The sequence below is a fragment of the Rhizobium sp. 18055 genome (assembly GCF_902706285.1).
Taxonomy (GTDB): Bacteria; Pseudomonadota; Alphaproteobacteria; order Rhizobiales; family Rhizobiaceae; genus Rhizobium.
In genome coordinates, this window is the sequence record NZ_CACSKD010000004.1 from 264,039 (window position 1) to 279,160 (window position 15,122).

General features: G+C 60.1%; 17 protein-coding genes. 15 read left to right on the forward strand and 2 right to left on the reverse strand.

Annotated features, from left to right (window positions below; translation table 11 throughout):
- Positions 1–79 precede the first annotated feature (79 nt).
- Positions 80–238 (forward strand): YqaE/Pmp3 family membrane protein, encoded by a 159-nt coding sequence (locus tag GVL52_RS09875; RefSeq protein WP_160006326.1) that lies wholly within the window; start codon positions 80–82, stop codon positions 236–238.
- A gap of 3 nt (positions 239–241) precedes the next feature.
- On the opposite strand, the gene GVL52_RS09880 is transcribed toward GVL52_RS09875, so the two are convergent.
- Positions 242–2,338, reverse strand: coding sequence for a bifunctional rhamnulose-1-phosphate aldolase/short-chain dehydrogenase (locus tag GVL52_RS09880; RefSeq protein WP_160006328.1), 2,097 nt, complete (start codon positions 2,336–2,338; stop codon positions 242–244).
- A gap of 199 nt (positions 2,339–2,537) precedes the next feature.
- On the opposite strand from GVL52_RS09880, the gene GVL52_RS09885 reads away from it, so the two are divergent.
- From GVL52_RS09885 to GVL52_RS09950, 14 genes are all read left to right on the forward strand, one after another.
- Complete coding sequence (locus GVL52_RS09885) at positions 2,538–3,347, forward strand: DeoR/GlpR family DNA-binding transcription regulator (protein ID WP_160006330.1); 810 nt, start codon at positions 2,538–2,540, stop codon at positions 3,345–3,347.
- 50 nt (positions 3,348–3,397) lie between these two features.
- On the forward strand, positions 3,398–4,393 hold the full coding sequence (gene rhaS, locus GVL52_RS09890) for a rhamnose ABC transporter substrate-binding protein (RefSeq protein WP_160006332.1): 996 nt from the start codon (positions 3,398–3,400) through the stop codon (positions 4,391–4,393).
- Between the two features lie 71 nt (positions 4,394–4,464).
- Entirely contained in the window at positions 4,465–6,000 is a 1,536-nt protein-coding gene (locus GVL52_RS09895) for a sugar ABC transporter ATP-binding protein (protein ID WP_160006334.1), read from the forward strand.
- A gap of 10 nt (positions 6,001–6,010) precedes the next feature.
- On the forward strand, positions 6,011–7,012 hold the full coding sequence (locus GVL52_RS09900) for an ABC transporter permease (protein ID WP_160006336.1): 1,002 nt from the start codon (positions 6,011–6,013) through the stop codon (positions 7,010–7,012).
- Positions 7,009–8,022 carry an ABC transporter permease gene (locus tag GVL52_RS09905; protein WP_160006338.1) on the forward strand — a complete coding sequence of 338 codons (1,014 nt, stop codon included), beginning with the start codon at positions 7,009–7,011 and terminating at the stop codon, positions 8,020–8,022. Before GVL52_RS09900 ends, GVL52_RS09905 begins: the two co-directional genes overlap by 4 nt.
- The gene (gene rhaM, locus GVL52_RS09910; RefSeq protein WP_160006340.1) at positions 8,019–8,339 is read left to right on the forward strand and encodes an L-rhamnose mutarotase; all 321 of its coding nucleotides are present in this window, start codon (positions 8,019–8,021) and stop codon (positions 8,337–8,339) included. The genes GVL52_RS09905 and rhaM overlap by 4 nt, the downstream gene beginning before the upstream one ends.
- A complete protein-coding gene (locus GVL52_RS09915) occupies positions 8,336–9,718 on the forward strand; it encodes an FGGY-family carbohydrate kinase (RefSeq protein WP_160006342.1) in 1,383 nt (460 codons plus the stop codon). Before rhaM ends, GVL52_RS09915 begins: the two co-directional genes overlap by 4 nt.
- 84 nt (positions 9,719–9,802) lie before the next feature.
- Positions 9,803–10,570 carry a fumarylacetoacetate hydrolase family protein gene (locus GVL52_RS09920; RefSeq protein ID WP_160006344.1) on the forward strand — a complete coding sequence of 256 codons (768 nt, stop codon included), beginning with the start codon at positions 9,803–9,805 and terminating at the stop codon, positions 10,568–10,570.
- 81 nt (positions 10,571–10,651) lie between these two features.
- A complete protein-coding gene (locus GVL52_RS09925; protein WP_160006346.1) occupies positions 10,652–11,155 on the forward strand; it encodes a hypothetical protein in 504 nt (167 codons plus the stop codon).
- Between the two features lie 205 nt (positions 11,156–11,360).
- The gene (locus GVL52_RS09930; RefSeq protein WP_244619135.1) at positions 11,361–11,741 is read left to right on the forward strand and encodes a hypothetical protein; all 381 of its coding nucleotides are present in this window, start codon (positions 11,361–11,363) and stop codon (positions 11,739–11,741) included.
- A gap of 188 nt (positions 11,742–11,929) precedes the next feature.
- A complete protein-coding gene (locus tag GVL52_RS09935; RefSeq protein ID WP_244619136.1) occupies positions 11,930–12,451 on the forward strand; it encodes a copper chaperone PCu(A)C in 522 nt (173 codons plus the stop codon).
- 61 nt (positions 12,452–12,512) lie between these two features.
- Complete coding sequence (gene copC, locus GVL52_RS09940; protein ID WP_160006348.1) at positions 12,513–12,881, forward strand: copper homeostasis periplasmic binding protein CopC; 369 nt, start codon at positions 12,513–12,515, stop codon at positions 12,879–12,881.
- Positions 12,878–13,756, forward strand: a complete 879-nt coding sequence (gene copD, locus GVL52_RS09945) for a copper homeostasis membrane protein CopD (RefSeq protein WP_160006350.1) — start codon at positions 12,878–12,880, stop codon at positions 13,754–13,756. Before copC ends, copD begins: the two co-directional genes overlap by 4 nt.
- A gap of 121 nt (positions 13,757–13,877) precedes the next feature.
- The gene (locus GVL52_RS09950) at positions 13,878–14,480 is read left to right on the forward strand and encodes a HupE/UreJ family protein (protein WP_160006352.1); all 603 of its coding nucleotides are present in this window, start codon (positions 13,878–13,880) and stop codon (positions 14,478–14,480) included.
- A gap of 92 nt (positions 14,481–14,572) precedes the next feature.
- On the opposite strand, the gene GVL52_RS09955 is transcribed toward GVL52_RS09950, so the two are convergent.
- On the reverse strand, positions 14,573–14,980 hold the full coding sequence (locus GVL52_RS09955) for a response regulator (RefSeq protein WP_244619137.1): 408 nt from the start codon (positions 14,978–14,980) through the stop codon (positions 14,573–14,575).
- Positions 14,981–15,122: the final 142 nt, after the last annotated feature.

Here is a 15,122-nt window from a genome sequence, read left to right on the forward strand (position 1 = left end):
CCTCCCTTGCCGCATTGAACCAAACGGCTCCTGTCCGCGTTTGGATGCGTGAAATACTGAAATCATGAACGAGGCGACCTTGGACATCATACGCATTCTTCTCGCGATCATCCTGCCACCTGTCGGCGTATTCCTGCAGGTCGGTATCGGCCTGCAGTTTTGGCTGAATATTCTGCTGACGCTGTGCGGCTACATCCCGGGGATCATCCACGCAATATGGGTGATCCTCCGGAAGTAGGGATCAGCGCGGGAAGCTCTGCGCGTTGCCGGCATCGACGTTGATGATGTTGCCGGTGGACTTGGCAGACACATCCGATGCCAAGAAGTAGATCGCTTCGGCAATGTCTTCGGGGAAGACATTGAGCTTCAGCATCGAGCGCTTGCGGTAGTGCTCCTCCAGATCGGTGATCTCGATCTTGGACGATGCCGCACGCTGTTCGCGCCACTCGCCGTTCCAGATCTTCGATCCACGCAGGACGGCATCCGGGTTGACAGTGTTGACGCGGATGCCGGCCTCTGCGCCCTCAAGCGCCAAGCAACGGGCGAGATGGATCTCGGCCGCCTTTGCAGTGCAATAGGCAGCCGCATTCGGCGAGGACGCCAGGCCGTTCTTGGAAGCCACGAACACGACGTTGCCGCCAAGGTCCTGCTTGCGGAACAGGCGGAACGCTTCGCGCGAGACGAGGAAGTAGCCGGTCGCGAGGATGTCGATGTTCTTGTTCCACATCGCAAGCTCGGTGGTCTCGATCGGTGCCGACGAAGCGATGCCGGCATTCGACACCAGGATATCGACGCCGCCGAATTCGACGCAGGCCTGCGCGAAGGACGAGATCACCCCGTCTTCCTTGGTGACATCGAGCTTGACGCTGCGAACCGCATCACCGCCGAACTGCTTGGCGAAGTCAGCCTGGGTGCCATCAAGTGCCTCCTGGTCGATATCGGCCAGAACCACGCAGGCCCCTTCGCCGATCAGGCGGGCAGCCGTTGCACGGCCGATGCCACCGGCGCCGCCGGTGACGAAGGCGACCTTGCCGGCCAGACTCTTCGGCTTCGGCATACGCTGAAGCTTGGCTTCTTCAAGCAGCCAGTATTCGATGTCGAAGGCTTCCTGTTCCGGCAGGCCCTGATATTCGGAGACCGTCGAGGCGCCGCGCATGACGTTGATGGCGTTGACGTAGAACTCGCTGGCGATGCGGGCGGTGGCCTTGTCGCGGGCAAACGACAGCATGCCGACGCCGGGAACGAGGAAGATGACCGGGTTCGCGTCACGCATGGCGGGCGAATTGGCATGCTTGCAGTCGTTATAATAACGGGCGTAGTCGGCGCGATATTCTTCCAGCGCCTTGTCGAGACCAGATATGATCGCGTCGACGTCAGGCGTGGCAGGGTCGAAATCGACGATCAGAGGGCGGATCTTGGTGCGCAGGAAGTGGTCGGGGCAGCTGGTGCCGAGCGCGCCGAGCGGCTGCAGGTTCTTCGAATTGACGAACTCCAGCACGGCGTCCTGATCGTCGAAGTGGCCAAGCTTGCGCTCTGCCTTGCCGATGCGGCCGCGGATCTCAGGCATCAGGCGGGCGGCAATGGCGCGGCGCTCTTCAACGGGCAGGCTGTTGGTGACTGCACCGCCGAAGATTGTCTTGCCTTCGGTCTTGTCAGCGAACCAGACGATCGCCTTGTTGATGATCTCGAGCGTCAGCTCGTAGCAGGCCTTGGCATCGTTTGCCCAGGTGAAGAGGCCGTGGCTTTCAAGCACGACGCCCTTGGCGTTGGGGTTGGCCTTGACGAATGCTCCAAGGTCGAGGCCGAGCTGGAAGCCCGGACGGCGCCACGGCAGCCAGCCGATGTCGGCGCCGAAGATTTGCTGGGTCAATTCCTTCGAATTCTTCGCGGCCGCAATCGCGATGATCGCGTCAGGATGCATGTGATCGACATGGGTGAACGGCACGAAGCCATGCAGCGGCGTGTCGATCGAAGCGGCACGGCTGTTGAGATTGTAGGTGCAATGCGGAAGGAAGCCGACCATACGGTCTTCGTCTTCGACACCCTTGTAGATGCCCTTGAGCGAATCGAGCTTGTCCTGATAGAGCGTCGCGAAACCGTCGAGCTTGATGGTGCCGACGTCGCCGCCCGAACCCTTGACCCAGAGAACCTTGACCTTCTCGCCCGTCAGCGGATCGGTTTCCATGACCTTCGCAGAGGTGTTGCCGCCGCCGTAATTTGTGATGCGCTTGTCTGCGCCGAGCAGGTTTGAGCGATAGAGCAGCTTTCCAGGCTCATCGAGGCCTGCTGCATATGTCTCGTCCCAACGGTTATCCAGAAGCCGGACAGTTGCCGCCATGTCATCCTCCCATATAGAATTTCTTGGACGCCCGAACGAACTCCGCGTCCCTTTGCGCTCACGGTATCGCTCATCAAAATGGACATTGTCAATCGAAAACGATCAAAATCGATTATGTTGCAGCGCAATATGAAAATTCATGATCGTTTATGATTGACACATTGTCACAACTGCGAAATAAGCAAGTTAGGAGGAACCCATGCACGAACGCGAACGCCATCGCATCATATTGAGCGCCGTTCAGGAGAAGTCGGTCGTTACGATTCAGGATATTTCTGAATTGACCGAGGCTTCCGAGGCGACGATCCGGCGTGACATCGCGGCCCTCCATGTGCAGGGAAAGATCCGGCGCGTCCGCGGCGGAGCTGAGGCGGTGCACCCGCCACAGCTTAGCAATCTGGCAGGACGCCCGTTTAGAGTTTCAGAATCAGTCAACTCCGATAAAAAGCGCGCAATTGCCCGCGCAGCGGTCGATCTCTGCGATCCCGGCGATGCAATCATCATCAATGGTGGCACCACCACCTTCCAGATGGTGCATTTCATGGCCGCGCATCGCATGCAGGTGATGACCAATTCGTTTGCGATCGCCGAGCATCTGGTCAAGCATTCGAAGAACACGGTCACGGTTCCCGGTGGTGTGATCTACCGCGAGCAGAGCCTGATCCTGTCGCCTTTCGATAACGACGCGATCCGTAATTTCTACGCGCGGCGCTTCTTCATCGGTGCCCAGGGTGTCGGTCCGCTCGGTATCATGGAAGCCGATGCGCAGATCATTCAGAGCGAGCAGAAGCTGATGCATCAGGCCGACGAGTTGATCGTCATGGTCGATTCCAGCAAGTTTCACCGCCGATCGAGCCTCATTCTGTGCCCGCTCGATCGCGTTACGACAGTCATCACGGATGAGGGAGTCTCTGAGGAGTCCGTCCGGATGATCGAGGATGCGGGCGTCAAGCTCGTGATTGCGAGCACCGTCTCGCAAGTGAAGGAGGATTCCTCGTCGGTCGCCTGAGAAGCCCGGCAGGATGTGGTCAAGTCTTTTTAACCTGGGAGGAAGAAAGCATGAAACTCGCAAAAACACTGGCGGTGGGCGTCGCCTTTGCAGTCGCCCTGATGGCAGGCGCTGCAAGCGCCAAGGACATCAAGATCGGCCTGGTCGTCAAGTCGCTCGGCAACGGCTTCTTTGAAGCCGCCAACAAGGGCGCGCAGGAAGCTGCCAAGGAACTCGGCGGCGTCGAAGTGATCTATACCGGCCCGACCTCGACAACGGCCGAAGGCCAGATCGAAGTCATCAACTCGCTGATCGCCCAGGGCGTTGATGCCATCGCCATTTCGGCCAACGATCCTGATGCCGTTATCCCGGCTCTGAAAAAGGCCAAGCAGCGCGGTATCAAGGTCATTTCCTGGGATTCCGGCGTCAACAAGGACGGCCGTATCCTGCAGCTGAACCCGTCGTCGAACGAACTGATCGGCAAGATGTGCCTGACGCTGGTCAAGGATCATCTTGAAGGCGGCAAGGGCGACTTCGCAATCCTGTCTGCAACCACCACCTCGACGAACCAGAACATCTGGATCGATCAGATGAAGAAGCAGTTGAAGGACTTCGCCGGCATGAACCTTGTCACCACCGTCTACGGCGATGACCTGTCCGACAAGTCCTACCGCGAAGCCGAAGGCCTGCTGAAGTCCAACCCGAACGTCAAGGTCATCGTCGCTCCGACGACGGTTGGCGTTCTGGCCGCTTCCAAGGTTGTCGAAGACAAGGGTCTCATCGGCAAGGTCTATGTAACGGGCCTTGGTCTGCCGTCCGAAATGGCCGGCGCGATCAAGTCGGGTGCGACGAAGGAATTCGCCATCTGGAACCCGATCGACCTCGGCTACTCCGCGACCCAGATCGCCTATCACCTCGTAAAGGGTGACGCGACCGGCAAGCCGGGCACCGAAATCGAAGCCGGCCGCATGGGCAAGATCAAGATCGACGACAAGGGCGAAGCCGCCATGTCCGACCCGTTCATCTACAACGCGTCGAACATCGATCAGTTCTCGAAGGTATTCTAAGGCCTCGCTTACCCAAGCAAAACCCGGCGGTTCGCGCCGCCGGGACCTTCCCATTGAACTGGTAGATGCTGATGAACACCGCCCTTCAACAACCCGTCGCGGGCATCAAGTCCGCCGATGCGCCCGCCATACTGGAAATGCGTGGCATTTCGCAGATCTTTCCTGGCGTGAAGGCGCTCGATAACGTCAGTATCGCGCTCTATCCCGGCAAGGTCACCGCGCTGATCGGCGAAAACGGCGCAGGCAAGTCGACCCTCGTCAAGATCCTCACCGGCATCTATCGCCCCAACGAAGGCGAGATCATCGTCGATGGCAAGCCGACGACCTTCTCCAATGCACAGGCTGCCATCGACGCCGGCGTCACCGCCATCCATCAGGAAACCGTGCTCTTCGATGAGCTGACGGTTGCCGAAAACATCTTTCTCGGCCACGCGCCGCGCACCCGTTTCCGCACCATCGACTGGACGCTGATGAACAGCCGCGCCAAGGCGCTGCTGGTCTCGCTCGAAAGCAACATCGATCCGACGATCCGCCTGAAGGACCTCTCGATTGCGCAGCGCCATCTCGTGGCGATCTCGCGCGCCCTGTCGATCGAGGCCCGCATCGTCATCATGGACGAGCCGACGGCCGCCCTGTCGCGCAAGGAGATCGACGATCTGTTCCGCATCGTCGAGGGCCTGAAGGCGCAGGGCAAGGCGATCCTGTTCATCAGCCACAAATTCGATGAGCTCTATGAAATCGCCGACAATTTCGCCGTCTTCCGCGATGGCCGCGCCGTCGGCCACGGCAATCTCAAGGCAACGCCGCAGGACGAGATCGTCCGGCTGATGGTCGGCCGCGATGTCGAAAACGCCTTTCCGAAGATCGACGTTGCGATCGGCGGCCCGGTGCTGCAGGTCGAGAGCTACTGTCACCAGACCGAGTTCCGCGACATATCGCTGACACTGCGCAAGGGCGAGATCCTCGGTATCTACGGGTTGATCGGGGCAGGGCGCTCGGAACTCTGTCAGTCTCTTTTCGGTATCACCAAGCCGCTGTCGGGAAAGCTGACGCTCGACGGCAAGCAGATCACCATCAATTCGCCGCTCGACGCGATTCGCGCCGGTATCGTCTATGTCCCGGAAGAGCGCGGCCGCCATGGCCTGGCGCTGCCGATGCCGATCTACCAGAACATGACGCTGCCTTCGCTCGGCCGCACCTCGCGCAAGGGCTTCCTGAAGGCGGCCAATGAATTCGCGCTGGCCCGCAAATATGCCGAGCGGCTCGATCTGCGCGCGGCGGCCCTTTCGGTGCCTGTCGGAACGCTCTCCGGCGGCAACCAGCAGAAGGTCGTGATCGGCAAATGGTTGGCGACGATGCCGAAGGTCATCATTCTCGACGAGCCGACCAAGGGCATCGACATCGGCTCCAAGGCCGCCGTTCACGGCTTCATCAGCGAGCTTGCCGCCGAGGGTCTGTCGATCATTATGATCTCGTCCGAGCTGCCCGAGATTATTGGAATGTCCGACCGGGTCCTGGTCATGAAGGAAGGCCTGTCTGCCGGCCTCTTCGACCGCAAGGACCTGACGCCGGAAACGCTGGTGCGCGCTGCCACCGGCAATGCTTGAGGGTATCTCGATGTCCAGACTTCTCAGAAAACGCGAAACGCTGCTCTTCATCATCATCGCATTGATGATCGCTGCCTTTTCGACCCGCGCCGATGGCTTTGCCACGCCCGGCAACCTCGCCGGTATCTTCAACGACACGTCGATCCTGATCATCCTGGCGCTGGCGCAGATGACTGTTATCCTGACCAAGTCGATAGACCTGTCGGTTGCCGCCAACCTTGCCTTCACCGGCATGGCGATCGCGATGATGAACGCCGCCTTTCCCGGCCTGCCGCTGGTCGTGCTGATCCTGGCGGCGATCCTGATCGGTGCCTTCCTCGGCGCCATCAACGGCTTTCTCGTCTGGGCGCTTGAGATACCGCCGATCGTCGTGACGCTCGGCACCCTGACCATCTATCGCGGCATGGCCTTCGTGCTGTCGGGCGGTGAGTGGGTCAATGCGCACCAGATGACGCCGACCTTCCTCAATGTGCCGCGTACGGTCGTGCTCGGCATGCCCATTCTCAGCTGGGCGGCCGTGATCGTCGTCGCGCTGATCTACGTGGTGCTGAAATACACCCAGTTCGGCCGCGCAACCTATGCGGCTGGCGGCAACCCGACCGCTGCCGTCTATGCCGGCGTCGATGTCGGCTGGACGAAATTCCTCGCCTTCGTGCTGTCAGGTGCGCTCGCCGGTCTCGCAAGCTATCTCTGGGTGTCGCGCTATGCCGTGGCCTATGTGGATATCGCCAACGGCTTCGAGCTCGATAGCGTTGCGGCCTGCGTCATCGGTGGCATTTCGATCGCCGGTGGTGTCGGCTCGGTGGCAGGTACGGTACTCGGTGCTCTCTTCCTCGGCGTCATCAAGAACGCGCTTCCGGTCATCGGCATCTCGCCGTTCACGCAGATGGCGATCTCCGGCACCGTCATCATCCTCGCCGTCGTCTTCAACGCAAGGCGCGAGCGCAATCGCGGCCGCATCATCCTGCGCGACAAGGCCGCAGCAGACATCCCAGCAGAGGTGGCAGCATGAGCACCGTCGTTTCCACCCCAAGCGAAAAGCGCATCATCCCCGACCGCCTGGGCACACCGCTCAAGCGCATCATGGCCAGCTGGGAAGTGTTGCTCTTCGGCGTCGCCGTCTTGATCTTCATCTTCAATTCGCTGGCCTCGCCCTACTTCCTCGATGCCTGGAACCTGTCGGACGCAACCTTCAATTTCACAGAAAAGGCGATGATCGCCTTCGCCATGGCCTTGCTGGTCATATCAGGCGAAATCGACCTGTCAGTTGCGGCGATCATCGCTCTGGCCTCGACCGCCATGGGGGCTGCGGCCCAGGTGGGCATCGGTGCGCCCGGCCTCGTTGCCATTGGCGTCGGTGTCGGCTTGCTATGCGGCATGTTCAACGGCTTCCTCGTCTCGGTGCTGAAACTGCCGTCGATCGTCGTCACCATCGGCACGATGAGCCTGTTTCGCGGCATCTCCTATATTGTGCTCGGCGATCAGGCCTATGGCGGCTACCCCGAGGAATTCGCCTTCTTCGGTCAGGGGTACGTCGTCTGGGTGTTCTCCTTCGAGTTTGTGCTGTTCATCGTCGTGGCGATCCTGTTTGCCATTCTGCTGCACGCCACCAATTTCGGCCGTCAGGTCTATACGATCGGCAACAACGACTTCGCCGCCCGTTTCTCGGGCATCCCGGTCGAGCGCGTCAAATTCATCCTGTTCATGCTGACAGGGGTGATGAGCGGCGTTGCCGCAGTCTGCCTGACCTCGCGCCTCGGCTCGACCCGTCCGTCGATTGCCCAGGGCTGGGAGCTTGAGGTTGTCACCATGGTCGTGCTCGGCGGCGTCTCGATCCTCGGCGGCTCCGGCAAGATCGGCGGCGTCGTCATCGCCGCCTTCGTCATGGGCCTCGTCACATTCGGCCTCGGCCTCTTGAACGTGCCCGGCATCGTCATGTCGATCTTCATCGGCCTGCTTTTGATCATCACCATCGCGATCCCGATCATCGCCCGCCGCATCAAAGCCATGAGCTCCAAATGACGCTGGAAAAACACGCCTTCAAGATGACGCTCAATCCGGGCATGGAAGCCGAGTACAGGAAACGCCATGACGAGATCTGGCCGGAACTTGTCGATCTCCTGCACCAGTCGGGCGCCAGCGATTACTCGATCCATCTCGACCGCGAGACCAACACGCTGTTCGGTGTGCTGACACGGACGAGCGACAACACCATGGCGAGCCTGCCGGAGCATCCCGTCATGAAGAAATGGTGGGCGCATATGGGTGACATCATGGCGACCAATCCTGACAACTCGCCGGTCCAGAGCGATCTCGTCACCGTCTTTCATATGCCATGACCACGCATTCGCCTTACGCCCACATCGCGGTTCTCGATATCGGCAAGACCAATGCCAAGGTCGTCGTGCTCGACAGTGCCACGGGTGCTGAGATCGCTGTCGTCAAGACGCCGAACGCCGTCATCAAGTCGGGCCTCTATCCGCATTATGACGTAGACGGGCTTTGGGCCTTCGCGCTCGATGCGTTCAAGCGCTTTGCCGTATCACCCGGTTTCGATGCGATCTCGATCACCACGCATGGCGCGTCTGCCGCACTGCTCGATGCAGGCGGCGGCCTCGCCATGCCGGTGCTGGATTACGAGCACGAGTATCCGCAGGCGATCATCGACACCTACACGGCGCTCCGCCCACCGTTCGAGGAGACATACTCGCCGCGGCAAACGATGGGCCTCAACATCGGTGCGCAGCTGCATTACCAGCAGATGGTCTTCCCCGATCTTTTCGCCAAGGTCGCGACCATTGTCACCTACCCGCAATACTGGGCGGCAAGACTGACCGGCGTCGCGGCGAACGAGGTGACATCGCTCGGTTGTCACACGGATCTGTGGAACCCGCGCGCGTCCTCCTATTCCGGCCTGGTCGATACGCTTGGCATCCGCCAGACGATGGCGCCGATCCGCTCGGCCTTCGATGCACTCGGCCCCGTCTTGCCGGAGATTGCCGAACAGATCGGCCTCAGCGATGCCGTTCCCGTCTATTGTGGCATCCACGATTCCAACGCCTCTCTGCTGCCCCATCTGGTCAATCGCCAGGCGCCGTTCGCCGTCGTCTCCACCGGCACATGGGTGGTGAATTTCGGCGTCGGCGGCGATCTCGATCATCTCGATCCGAAACGCGATACGCTCGCCAATGTCGATGCCTATGGTCGCGCCGTCCCATCATCGCGGTTCATGGGTGGTCGTGAATTCGAGGTTCTGTCTGCGGAAATCGGGTCCGTGTCGAAGGATGGAGCGAACGCCGCCATCGCGCCGGTGATCGAAAAAGGTCTGCTGCTGCTGCCCAACGTGGCCCCAGGGTCGGGTCCGTTTCCGGGCAAGGAGCGGCGCTGGGTCAATGCCGATGCGGCCAGTGCCGAAGAGCGCTACACAGCAGCCTGCCTCTATCTTGCGCTGATGACCGAAGCCTGCCTCGGTTTGATTGGGGCCGGTGGTCCGATCATCGTCGAGGGTCCGTTTTCGCTGAACGAAACCTATCTCGGCATTCTTTCGGCCTTGACCGGCCGGGATGTGATTGCCGTTCCCGGATCGACGGGCACCAGTGCTGGAGCAGCGCTTCTGGCCGGCATCAGCCCGGTATCGGGCGCCGAGACGCATTTCTCGCCACGCGAAATCGAAGGTCTGCATGAGTATCGGCGACGCTGGTATGCCGCACTTGCATAACACTCTTTCCCGATCGGCTCTTTGCGCCATCTATCAATGCCGATAGAGTTGCGACGCATTCAGATCAGGTGAGGAAAACACGACATGACAGTTTCATCCGGCGAGGGTTTCGATCCGCGGGCGCTCGCGGCGCGCTTCAGCAGCCTTGAAAAGTCGGGCAAAAAAGCGCCGACGGCCGAGTTCGTCTTGCCCGCGACGTTGCAGGACGCGATGGACGCGCAGAATTTTCTAGCCGCCGAAGACCGTATTTGCAAGCCCGCCTGGAAGGTTGCCATGTCCCCGGACGGCCAGCCGGTCACCGCACCACTGCACCCCTATTTCGAGGCCTCCTCGGGAGCCACGATATCGTGGCAGCCCGGGATGAAGTTCGAGGCAGAAGTTGCCGTGCGTCTCGGCAAGGATCTGCCTGTTCGCCATGATGGAAGCTATACCCGCTTGGAGATCATCGAGGCAATCTCGGAAGCCTATCTTGGCGCTGAACTGCTGGCGAGCAGCATCGAGGAGAGCGGCCAGCTTTCCTTCCTGCTCTATCTGGCCGAGCGCATCGGCAACCGGGGCTATGTTCTTGGCCCAACACTTCCGAAAAGCATTGTCGACACCATCGGCAGCACGGCACTCAAGGTGACGCATGGCGGGCAGGTGATCTATGACGCATCGGCGCAGCATCCGAAGGGCGATGTGCTGACCTGGCTGCTTGCCTATGCCAATGACACGCTGCGTCCGAGTGCGTCGCTGAAGCAAGGGGCGCTGATCACCACAGGCACCCTTTGCGGCGCCATCGAGCTCACGGCGCCTGGTCCGATCGAGATCGTCCTCGGCGGTGATACCCACCTCAGCCTTTCCATCGCCTGACAATAATTCCCCCTATCTGGTTGGTGGGGGGAACCTTGGGGAAGGTAGCGCATTTCTCCGAATGGATGTCGGGAGGATGTCATGCGGCTCTATTGCCTACCTTTCCTCGCATTGTTTTCTTGCGCGGCCGGAAACGTAAATGCGAACGAGGTGCCGTTCCTGAAATCGCTCGCCGGCGAATGGGCCGGTGCAGGGATGATGAAGCGAACCACGAGTTCATCTCCGATCAATCTCGATTGTAGCTTCCAGTCAAAAACACAGGGCGAAGCGTTTTCGATGAACGGCAAATGCCGTGGCCTGCTTGTCGTGTCTCGCGCCGTATCGGCGCAGCTAACGGTGACAGGAAGCCAATATGCCGGCCAGTACATCGGCCCATCCGGAGGCGTCTCGAACCTTAACGGCCGCCGGAGCGGCGATGCGGTCAACCTGGCTGTCCATTGGTCTAAGATCATCAATGGTGATCGCAGCGCCAGCATGACCATCCAACGTGTCGGAACGAATTCCATTCGGATCAGAACGGTGGACCGGGATCCCGAATCTGGACGACAGGTGGTGACAAGCGAGATCAATCTGCGGCGGCGATAGCATTGCGGCGGTCTATCGCACGGTGTCTGAATTACAGGCTTTGCACCTGATCTGGCGATGTCTGCGGCGTCGGCAATCGACCTGCAGCGAAATATGCTTCCCGGCTCCGGTCCGGCGGCTTTGTCGCATTGAGATTTGTCCAGATCTTCCTTAGAGATGGTGGAAGAGAGGACCGAAATCCGTGAGATCAGCGAGACCTTTGACAATGCAGTGGCTGGTGCGCATGGCTTGCGCAATGGCGCTGCTGTGTGTCGGTTTCGCGCATCAGGCGCCGGCTTTCGCAGACGGTGCATTCATCCCGGCTGAACTCGCCGTCTATGTCCTGCCGGACGGGACACTTCCGGTCATCTGCATTGCCGATACGGGGTCGCGGGCGCACAGCCATGACAAGGTCCATGCCCATGGTTGCGAGGCCTGCCGGATCAGCAGCTCCGTGCTGCTGCCGTCTCCCGGCGCTGACACTGTTGCGCGTCTTCGCATCGAGACCGCCACAGCAATTGTGCTCTCCGGTGAGGTTTCAACCAGAACTCCGTTGTCTCCAGGCAGAGGTGCCAGGGCGCCTCCCCGATTTCCTGCCGTTGCTTGAGCCAGCGTTTCGGCAGATGCCGCAACGTTTGTTATCGACGCCAGCCGCACGCCTCGCCGCGCGGTATCGGGCCGCATGGAAGATCATACATGTCCAAGTCTCTCTCGCAGATGAAATTGTTACCGGGCACCGAGCCCTGCCGGAACCTTGCGCCATCAGCACGGCGCGCGACAAGGCCGGAAGTAGCCATGATGAAAAAGCTGACGATTTTTCTTGCAGGCCTATTTTTCGCGGGCCTTTTCGCCACCCTGGCGAGCGCCCATGACGTCAAGGCGGGTGCTATCGAGATCGGCCATCCGCATGCCCGCGCCATGGTGCCCGGTGCCAAGGTGGGTGGCGGCTATCTGACGTTCGTCAACAATGGGTCGATCGACGACAAGCTGGTCAGCATCATATGCGATCGAGCCAAGTCCTCGGAAGTGCACCAGATGAGCGTCAGCAACGGCGTGATGACGATGCGACCGGTTGCAGGCGGCCTTGTTGTTCCAGCCGGACAGACAGTCGAGCTCAAGCCGGGTGGCTATCACATCATGTTCATGGATGTGGCCAAGCCCTTCAAGGAAGGCGAGATAGTCAAGGCGACGCTCACTTTCGAAAAGGCAGGCCCTGTTGACGTCGAATTCGCAGTCGGCAGCCTAAGCGGCACCAACGCCAGCGCCGGGGATACTCACTCCGACATGGGCGGCATGGACATGTCCAAGCCGCAATAGGCTGATGCCGACGGAAAATCCGATCACCGAATTCCATCCTATCCCTTCACCGAGTAGCATCATGTCCAAATCACACAGCTTTCTAGCCCTGTCTCTTGCCGCCGTTCTCGCTTTTTCCGGGCAGGCATTCGCCCATGCACATCTGACGACGAGTGATCCCGCCGACAAATCGGTGGTGGCAGGGTCGCCAGCGTCGCTCGAACTGCACTTCTCCGAGGAACTCAACATCCGTTTCTCCGGCGCCCAGATCACCGGAGCCGGCATGACAGAGATAAAGGCGGGTGAGGCGACGCTTGCCGATGAAGGGAAAACGCTGACAGTTCCCATTCCGACCACGCTGGACGCAGGAACCTATTCTGTCGAGTGGCATGTGCTTTCTACCGACGGGCACAAGACCAACGGCCGCTATAGTTTCACGGTCAAGCCGTGACGCCTGAAGGCGCTCTCGTTCTTTGCCGATTTCTGTTCGACGCCGCGGCGCTATTCATATGGGGATCGTCCGCCTATCTCAGTGCCTGCGTTCCAGCGGAACTGGCAGCGGAGCTGGATCGAAAACTCCGCCGGTGGACGGTCATCGCCGTTTGGGTCGCCGTCGCGGCTTCCGCAACGACGCTGCCATTGCGGGCGGCAACGATCGGAAATGGCTGGCCGGACGCGTTTGCGCCTTCGATGCTTGGCGGCGTGCTGTTTGAAACCGATGTCGGCTGGGCCTGGATCATCCAGGCGTGTGCGGTGGCATTGCTTGTAGTCGCAACAAGTCTGCGTGAAACCATAAGGTTGCAAGCACAGGCCATCGGCGCTGCATTCATGTTGCTCGGTCTCACCGTCAGCGGCCATGCCGCGATGAACGATGGCTGGTTGCGGGTGGTGCACCGGCTCAACGACGGTCTCCACCTTCTGTCGGGCGGTGCATGGCTGGGCGCGCTCGTCCCCGTCCTGCTGATCGTGCCGATGCTGGGAGGGGGGCGACGACCTGAAGACGCCAGGCTGGCGCTGATGCGTTTCTCGACGGCCGGGCACGTTGCGGTTGCGCTCGTCATTCTCTCCGGCATCGTCAATACGCTGCTGATCGTCGGCACGGTTCCGTGGGACTGGTCATTCAGATATCAACGGCTGCTCAGCATCAAGATATTGCTGGTCGCGGTCATGGCGGCGGTGGCGATCATCAACCGGTATGTCGTCGTGCCGAGGCTTGGGCGCGGCCCGTCACTGCGGGCATTGAAGAGCTTCATCATCGCCGAAATCTGCCTCGGCCTGGCCGTTATCGGCGTGGTCGCCTGGTTCGGTACATTGCAGCCGGTCTGAGTCTTGCTGCATTGCGGCAACGCCTCTACGTCAAATGACTGTGCCCGTCGTTTTTTCGCTTTAACACATTGTCGCGCCGTGCCATTTTCGCTGCAACATTGCACACGATAAGAGGCATCCCATGTTTTCGAAGAGCATCAAATTCAACGCTGCGGTCGCAGCCATTGTTCTCGCTCCATCCCTGGCCTTTGCTCATACAGGCGTCGGCGAAACGGTTGGCTTCGTGCATGGCTTCAGCCACCCGCTGTCAGGCCTCGACCACATCCTGGCGATGGTGATGGTCGGCGTTCTCGCGTGGCAGATTGGCGGTCGTGCTGTCTGGATCGTGCCGACCACTTTCGTGGCCGTGATGGCAGTCGGCGGGGCACTCGGGATGATGGGCATCGCCATTCCATTCGTGGAAGCGGGTATTGCGCTATCGGTGATTGTTCTCGGTGCCGTCATCGCGCTCGGCATTCGTGCGCCCGTTGCCATTGCAGCCGGCATGGTCGGGCTGTTTGCGATCTTTCACGGCCACGCCCATGGCTCCGAGATGCCAGCGGCTGCTGGCGGCATTGCCTACGCCGCGGGCTTCATGATTGCCACGGCTGTCCTCCACATTGCAGGCCTTGCGCTCGGATTTGTGATCGCCAAGGTTGGCGATGCAAGAGGTGCATTCGTCACTCGCTCGGCGGGTGGGCTCGCAGCGCTTGCCGGCGTCGGGCTCCTGACCGGTCTTATCTGAGATAGAACGTTTCGACTGAAACAAGGAAGCCCGGGTTCGACGCCCGGGCTTTCCGGTTTCAGTCGCACATTATACCGCGATTGTGCTGGCCATCAGTTGAAGCTGATGCGCGCTTCCGAAGCCTGCTTCAGAGTTCTTTCGACTGTCGAAGGCATCGCCGGCTTGGTGACAACTCCCAAGGCACCGTTCAGCCTGTCAGCGACAGCCTCGGGATTGCCGGTCATGAACACCACGGTCACGCCGAACTCTTCGACCAGCCGCCGACCGATCTCCGGGCCCGTCGGTCCGTCGGACAGATTGACATCGACGAAAGCGATGTCGGCAAGGGCTGCGAGTTGCAGTGCCTGATCCTGCCCGTTTGCAAGCCCCGCGACATCGAAGCCCATTGCCTTCACCGTTTCCTCCAGGTCGAGGGCGATGAACAACTCGTCCTCGACGATCAGCACACGGTGTCTTGGCCTGATTTCATTCTGTGAACTGTACTCAACGCTGGTGCCCACAATGGCCCCCTGTTTATCATTTCTGTCAGAACTCATGCAGACAACGGGGCGGCAACAGATATGTTCCGTCGCGGCGCAGCTTATTTTACAGGTAAGATATTGTTAACGTTAAAAGATATTTAATTTCAGCCGCTGCCCGCAA